This window comes from Pseudomonas sp. P5_A12 (genome assembly GCF_056400685.1).
The window spans coordinates 1-6,512 of the sequence record NZ_JBFUKU010000292.1; the positions used below are offsets into that span (position 1 = coordinate 1).

7 protein-coding genes are annotated in these 6,512 nt (G+C 57.5%); all 7 read left to right on the plus strand.

The genetic code is table 11. From position 1 onward, the window contains the following. Nucleotides 1-995 (plus strand): ribosomal protein uL16 3-hydroxylase (locus AC1DSG_RS25780; protein WP_477793411.1); only part of this gene is annotated, 995 nt, incomplete at its 5' end. Further along, the gene (locus tag AC1DSG_RS25785; RefSeq protein WP_477793412.1) at nt 988-1,413 is read left to right on the plus strand and encodes a GNAT family N-acetyltransferase; all 426 of its coding nucleotides are present in this window, start codon (nt 988-990) and stop codon (nt 1,411-1,413) included. The genes AC1DSG_RS25780 and AC1DSG_RS25785, both read left to right, overlap by 8 nt. Before the next feature lie 250 nt (nt 1,414-1,663). Then, nucleotides 1,664-2,407 (plus strand): secretin N-terminal domain-containing protein, encoded by a 744-nt coding sequence (locus tag AC1DSG_RS25790; protein ID WP_477793413.1) that lies wholly within the window; start codon nt 1,664-1,666, stop codon nt 2,405-2,407. Between the two features lie 473 nt (nt 2,408-2,880). Next, nucleotides 2,881-4,206, plus strand: coding sequence for an isocitrate lyase (gene aceA, locus AC1DSG_RS25795; RefSeq protein WP_007946425.1), 1,326 nt, complete (start codon nt 2,881-2,883; stop codon nt 4,204-4,206). A 641-nt stretch (nt 4,207-4,847) separates the two neighbouring features. Beyond that, a complete protein-coding gene (locus AC1DSG_RS25800; protein ID WP_003223812.1) occupies nt 4,848-5,261 on the plus strand; it encodes an NADH-quinone oxidoreductase subunit A in 414 nt (137 codons plus the stop codon). A 10-nt stretch (nt 5,262-5,271) separates the two neighbouring features. Further along, the gene (locus AC1DSG_RS25805; protein ID WP_477793414.1) at nt 5,272-5,946 is read left to right on the plus strand and encodes a NuoB/complex I 20 kDa subunit family protein; all 675 of its coding nucleotides are present in this window, start codon (nt 5,272-5,274) and stop codon (nt 5,944-5,946) included. Nucleotides 5,947-6,018: 72 nt separating this feature from the next. After that, a partial coding sequence (locus tag AC1DSG_RS25810) for an NADH-quinone oxidoreductase subunit C (protein WP_477793415.1) occupies nt 6,019-6,512 on the plus strand: 494 nt, incomplete at its 3' end.

Genomic DNA, 6,512 nt, shown 5'->3' on the forward strand with positions numbered 1-6,512 from the left:
TGGTAATCGAGCACGGCGAGCGTCCTTGGGAATTGCGCCGCGGCCCGTTTGCCGAAGACGAATTCAGCAAACTGCCAGAACGCGAGTGGACCCTGCTGGTTCAAGCGGTCGATCAGTTTGTGCCTGAAGTCAGCGAACTGCTGGAACAGTTCCGCTTTCTGCCGAGCTGGCGCGTTGACGACGTGATGATCAGCTTTGCCGCCCCAGGCGGCAGCGTCGGCCCGCACTTCGACAACTATGACGTGTTCCTGCTGCAAGGCCATGGCAAGCGCAACTGGAAAATCGGTCAGATGTGCAACTCCGACAGTCCGATGCTGCCACACGCAGACTTGCGCATCCTCGCCGACTTCGAAGCCACCGATGAGTGGGTTCTGGAACCGGGCGACATGCTGTATCTGCCTCCACGCCTGGCCCACTGCGGCGTCGCGGTCGATGACTGCATGACGTACTCCGTCGGTTTCCGCGCGCCAAGCGCCGCTGAAGTGCTGACCCACTTCACCGACTTCCTCAGCCAGTTCCTGACGGACGAAGAGCGCTACACCGACGCCGACGCCGTGCCTGCGGTGGATCCACACCAAATCCAGCACGACGCCCTCGATCGGCTCAAAGCCCTGCTGGCCGAGCACATGAGCGACGAGCGCCTGTTGCTGACCTGGTTCGGCCAGTTCATGACCGAGCCGCGCTACCCGGAACTCGTGGTGGGCCCGGAAGAAATCGAGGAAGACGACCTGCTCGCCAGCCTTGAACAAGGCGCGATCTTGATCCGCAACCCAAGCGCTCGCCTGGCCTGGTCCGAAGTCGATGACGACCTGCTGCTGTTCGCCAGCGGCCAGAGCCGTTATCTGCCGGGCAAGCTGCGCGAATTGCTGAAAATGATCTGCGCCGCCGACTCGCTGCACATCGACAACCTTGGCGAGTGGCTGGCCGACGAAGACGGTCGCGGCCTGCTGTGCGAACTGATCAAGCAAGGAAGCCTGGGGTTTGCTGATGAATAAAATTCACGTAAGTGTCGCAGACTGGCAAAAGGATATCGCCGAGATCCGGCGCATTCGTGAGACGGTATTCATCGCCGAGCAATCCGTTCCGCCTGAGCTGGAATGGGATGCCGATGACGCCACCGCGGTGCATTTCCTGGCCTTCGAAGGCGACTTCCCGATAGGCACCGCCCGCCTGCTGCCGGATGGCCACATCGGCCGGGTATCGGTACTCAAGGACTGGCGCGGCCTGAAGGTCGGTGATGCACTGATGCATGCGGTAATTGATGAAGCCGAGAAGCGTGGGCTGAAGCAGCAGATGCTGAGTGCGCAAGTGCAAGCCACGGCGTTCTATGAGCGTCTGGGTTTTCACATTCTCAGCGAGGAATTCCTGGAAGCCGGGATTCCGCATGTGGATATGGTGCGTCACTCGGCCTGAGTGTCTGCCACTGATCGTTCCCACGCTCCGCGTGGTAATGCCTCCTGGGACGCTCCGCGTCCCATCGCGGCAAGTGACGCAGAGCGTCACAGGCTGCATTCCCACGCAAAGCGTGGGAACGATCACAAACACCACAAAACGCCCCGCCATTTTCGGATGCCGGGGCGTTTTGCTGTCTACGATTCAACTTGCCCCACGCCAGGCCGACAAACTGGCACTATCAAGGCATAAGAAGTCGGAGATAACGGATATGTCCCTACGCACCCTGCTCACCCCCCTTCTGCTGATCTGCAGTTTTTCAACCATGGCCGCCACCGAAATCGTGCCCCTGAACTTCCGCACCAGCGTCGACATGCTGCCCGTGGCGCAGGATTTCATTGGCAACGAAGGCCAGGTCAGCGCTTACGGCAATCAGCTGATTGTCAAAGCGGATCAACGCAAGATCGACGAACTTAAAGCCCTGATCAGCCAACTCGATGTCGCCGCCAAACGCCTGCTGATCACCGTCGACACCAGTGACAACAACTACCAAAGCAACGGCGCCAAGTCGAACCAGACCCGTATCATCCATCGCAGCACCGCCAGCCGTGACGGCGGCGTCCAGCAGGTTCAGACCAGCGAAGGCACACCCGCACTGATTCAGGTCGGCCAGAGCGTTCCGCTCACGAGCGCGCAGACCGATTCTTACGGTGATTTGCGCAGCCAGACTGAATACCGCAACGTCACTCAAGGCTTCTACGTCACCGCCAGCGTCACCGGTGAAATCGTTCACTTGGCTATCAGCACCAATCGTGACCGCATGAGCCAGGAACGTCCAGATGTAGTGAACGTGCAAAGTACCGACACAACTGTCACGGGCCGCCTCGGCGAATGGATTACGCTGGCCGGCGTCAACCACCAGAACCTGGCCGACAAACAGGCCAGGACCCGCAGCTATGCGACTCAGGGCAGGGATGACATGAACCTGCGGGTGAAAGTCGATACTTTGGACTAAAGCACCGGGAACTGACTGATTAGTCGTATTAGACCAAAGATGTAGTGGTCGAAAAAAAGCACTACAAAACGTTTGACGATCGAAAAAAGCAAAGGCATGATGGCCTCGCTCCCGCTAATCAGAGGCCCTGGCAAGGGCCTTCGAAGCGATGCTCGCACCTATCCCGCGAGCCGCTTCGTGTCTGTACCGCCCACAAGGTGTGTTTGACGAGGTTGCCGACTGGAACGAAGTTGTCCCGAGGGACGGAAGCTAATTAGGTAACCCGGCACCGCACTGAAGTTCGCACCAAGGCCCACGATGCCCGAATGCGCCCACCAGCTTGCCCTTACCTGCTCACTTCCCCTCGAGCCCATCGTTCATCCCGTCGCTACCCCGCCGAATCCGACTTGACCACCCAAGCTTCTGGTCAGCGAGCGCATGAATTTTCCACCGCAGTACAACTTTCCGTAAAAGACGCGACGAGGTTTATCTCCATGGCACTGACACGCGAACAGCAAATTGCAGCCCTCGAAAAAGATTGGGCTGAAAACCCACGCTGGAAAGGCGTGACACGCGCTTACTCCGCTGCTGACGTCGTCCGCCTGCGTGGCTCGGTTCAACCTGAGCACACCTTTGCAAAACTGGGCGCCGAGAAGCTGTGGAACCTGGTTACCCAGGGCGCCAAGCCTTCCTTCCGTCCTGAGAAAGATTTCGTCAACTGCATGGGCGCCCTGACCGGCGGCCAGGCTGTACAACAAGTCAAAGCCGGTATCCAGGCGATCTACCTGTCGGGCTGGCAAGTCGCTGCGGACAACAACTCCGCCGAATCGATGTACCCGGACCAGTCGCTGTACCCGGTGGACTCGGTTCCAACCGTGGTAAAGCGCATCAACAACTCGTTCCGTCGTGCTGACCAGATCCAGTGGAAAGCCGGCAAAGGCCCGGGCGACGAAGGTTACATCGACTACTTCGCTCCGATCGTGGCTGACGCTGAAGCCGGTTTCGGCGGCGTACTGAACGCTTACGAGCTGATGAAGAGCATGATCGAAGCAGGCGCCGCCGGCGTTCACTTCGAAGACCAACTGGCTTCCGTGAAAAAATGCGGCCACATGGGCGGCAAGGTACTGGTTCCTACCCAGGAAGCCGTACAGAAGCTGACCGCTGCCCGTCTGGCAGCTGACGTTGCCGGTACTCCGACCATCATCCTGGCCCGTACCGACGCTAACGCAGCTGACCTGCTGACCTCCGACTGCGACCCGTACGACCAGCCATTCGTGACTGGCGAACGTACCCAGGAAGGCTTCTACAAAGTGCGCGCCGGTCTGGACCAGGCCATCGCTCGCGGCCTGGCTTACGCTCCGTACGCCGACCTGATCTGGTGCGAAACCGCCAAGCCGGATCTGGACGAAGCTCGTCGCTTCGCTGAAGCGATCAAAAAGGAATACCCGGACCAACTGCTGTCGTACAACTGCTCGCCTTCCTTCAACTGGAAGAAAAACCTGGACGACGCGACCATCGCCAAGTTCCAGCGCGAACTGTCCGCCATGGGTTACAAGCACCAGTTCATCACCCTGGCCGGCATCCACAACATGTGGCACAGCATGTTCAACCTGGCGCACGACTACGCCCGCAACGACATGACTGCCTACGTGAAACTGCAAGAGCAAGAGTTCGCTGACGCTTCGAAGGGCTACACCTTCGTGGCTCACCAGCAGGAAGTGGGCACCGGCTACTTCGACGACATGACCACTGTGATTCAAGGTGGCTCGTCTTCGGTAACCGCACTGACCGGTTCGACTGAAGAAGAACAGTTCCACTGATCTGCTTCGCTTGAGACACCAGCCGCTGCGGGCCGAATAGAAAGCTAACCGCAGCGCTGCACATCTGACGCCCCGACTGGTTCGGGGCGTTTTTTTGCCTGGGATTTCTCCCTGACACGCCCCGACCCTGTAGGAGTGAGCCTGCTCGCGATGGGGTCGTGTCAGCCAACCATTCTCTTAATGACCCACCGCAATCGCGAGCAGGCTCACTCCTACAAGGGTCCGTGGTGATGCAGGTAAAAACATTGATCCAGCGCGGTATCAGTGCCAAAAAATCCGCTAAAACAGTCACCTTCGCTACTTGCTGTAACGCACATAAAAGACAACTTCCCGGCCCTTGCCCGGACAAACAGTTTAAAAAACATCGCAAACAATACTGATTATCATTTGAGCAGAATTATGTTCGTTACATTTCCCACAAAACAATATTGATGAAAACCCGGCTAATGCCCGCCATGCATGGGCTGCGGGGCTTTGGAGGTGCGCTATGTCCTTATTCCTATAAATAATTTCGCTATAGGAATTTTACTTGCTGGGTGTTTAGCCATAAAATCAGCGGGATTGATTGCTGCGACATATCGTCACTGCGTTGTTACTTTTTCAAGCTCAGAGACCTTTGCTCTCTGTTAAGGATTACCAGCATGCCCGAAGCGACAGGACTCATGGCCCACAACTGGGGCTTTGCCATTTTCCTTCTGGGCGTCGTCGGCCTATGCGCCTTCATGCTCGGCGTCTCCAGCCTCCTTGGGTCAAAAGCCTGGGGTCGCAGCAAAAACGAACCGTTTGAATCCGGCATGCTGCCTACAGGTGGCGCCCGTCTGCGGCTCTCAGCCAAATTCTATCTGGTCGCGATGCTCTTCGTGATCTTCGATATCGAAGCCCTTTTTCTCTTTGCATGGTCTGTGTCCGTCCGCGAAAGCGGCTGGACCGGATTCGTCGAAGCTCTCGTTTTCATAGCAATTCTGTTGGCAGGCCTTGTCTACCTATTCCGAGTGGGCGCCCTTGACTGGGCTCCGGAAGCTCGTCGTAAGCGGCAAGCGAAGCTGAAACAATGAGGCTTTGGCAATGCAATACAATCTCACCAGGATCGACCCCGATGCTCCTAACGAGCAGTATCCGATTGGCGAACGGGAAACCGTTTCCGATCCGTTAGAAGATCAAGTCCACAAAAACATCTTCATGGGCAAGCTCGAAGACGTGCTTAACGGCACGATCAACTGGGGGCGCAAGAACTCCCTGTGGCCGTATAACTTCGGTCTTTCGTGCTGCTATGTGGAAATGACTACCGCCTTCACGGCGCCCCATGACATCGCGCGCTTTGGCGCCGAGGTAATCCGGGCATCGCCGCGTCAGGCGGATTTCATGGTTATCGCCGGTACCTGCTTCATCAAAATGGCGCCGATCATTCAGCGTCTCTACGAGCAAATGCTCGAACCTAAATGGGTTATCTCCATGGGTTCGTGTGCCAACTCCGGTGRCATGTACGACATCTACTCTGTCGTTCAAGGGGTGGACAAGTTCCTGCCCGTGGACGTCTACGTGCCTGGCTGCCCGCCCCGTCCTGAAGCTTTCCTGCAAGGCTTGATGCTCTTGCAAGAGTCGATTGGACAGGAGCGTCGTCCGCTTTCCTGGGTCGTTGGTGATCAAGGCGTTTATCGCGCCGAGATGCCTTCCGAAAAGGAAAAGCGCCGCGAACAGCGAATCGCAGTCACCAACCTGCGCAGCCCCGACGAAGTCTGATCCAGATCTGCTTCTTTAATAGAACGAGACACTGGCTTCATTCTTTACGTTGACCGAAAGCGATAAATAACCATGACTACAGGCAGTGCTCTGTACATCCCGCCTTACAAGGCAGACGACCAGGATGTGGTCGTCGAACTGAACAATCGTTTTGGCCCCGAGGCGTTCACCGCCCAGCCAACCCGCACCGGCATGCCGGTGCTTTGGGTTGCGCGTGCCAAACTCGTCGAAGTCCTGACCTTCCTGCGTAACCTGCCCAAGCCGTACGTCATGCTCTATGACCTGCACGGCGTGGACGAACGTCTGCGCACCAAGCGTCAAGGGCTGCCAAGCGGCGCCGACTTCACCGTGTTCTATCACTTGATGTCGATCGAACGTAATAGTGACGTGATGATCAAGGTCGCCTTGTCCGAGAGCGACCTCAACGTGCCGACCGTGACCGGTCTGTGGCCGAACGCCAACTGGTACGAGCGTGAAGTGTGGGACATGTACGGCATCAACTTTGCCGGCCACCCGCACCTGACCCGCATCATGATGCCGCCGACCTGGGAAGGTCACCCGCTGCG